At 44.5% G+C, this 733-nt stretch carries 2 protein-coding genes; both read right to left on the minus strand.

The window, feature by feature from the left end:
* A partial coding sequence (locus AB4484_RS26665) for an IS66 family transposase zinc-finger binding domain-containing protein (protein WP_372081050.1) occupies positions 1-491 on the minus strand: 491 nt, incomplete at its 3' end.
* A 59-nt stretch (positions 492-550) separates the two neighbouring features.
* Positions 551-733: IS66 family insertion sequence element accessory protein TnpB (gene tnpB / locus AB4484_RS26670; RefSeq protein WP_372081051.1), on the minus strand; the 183-nt coding region annotated here is incomplete at its 5' end.

Raw genomic sequence — 733 nt, forward strand, 5'->3', positions numbered from 1 at the left:
TTGTCTTCAGTTTGCTCGCACTGACGACAAGCATACTTAGGACGAACATATTCCAGCACTTTGAGCACGGCTGGTGAGAACTCAAGTTTCTCACTGCGGTCTTCACCGATTTTATGCAGACTATGTTGGCAGCATGCACACTGTTTTTCATGGTCGTCTAAATCGAGTTCGATAACCTCACGAGGCAAAGTCTTTGGAAGGGGCTTGCGTTTACCACGTTTCTTCGTTGTGGTCGTCGTCGTTACCTCAACCTCTTCTTCCTTAGCGGCTTCACATTCCACTTCGTTGAAGAGGTCACCTTGAGATTCATCGTAAGGCTTTAACGCCTCCGAGCGTTTTGCGAACTGGCGGTCGAAAGCAAGTTTGAGTTGCTCAAGCAGAGATTGACGCTCTTGTTTCCATTGGTTTTCTGACGCCATCAGCGCTTTCACCATCGCTTGTAGCTCGGCAACATCTTGGCTTTCTGGGTTGATATCTGGCGTCTTTTTCATGGCATTTATTATACTTAAATCATGCCATTTACGCTTGGTAGATAAGGCTTTATTATCGATTAAGTCATTGTAAAATCGTTTATTTGAACGGGTTTATGGCCGATAATCGTGAAGCCAGAAAGCAGTCTATCAAGCTCGAATTGAGTCAGGGTAAACACTTCATTTTGCTCTTTTGTAGGCCATTTATACTTGGCTTTTTCAAGGCGCTTATACCAAAGCGCAAAGCCAGTTTTATCCCAGTA

The sequence above is a fragment of the Vibrio sp. 10N.261.46.A3 genome, from assembly GCF_041472995.1.
In the GTDB taxonomy this organism is placed as follows: domain Bacteria; phylum Pseudomonadota; class Gammaproteobacteria; order Enterobacterales; family Vibrionaceae; genus Vibrio; species Vibrio coralliirubri.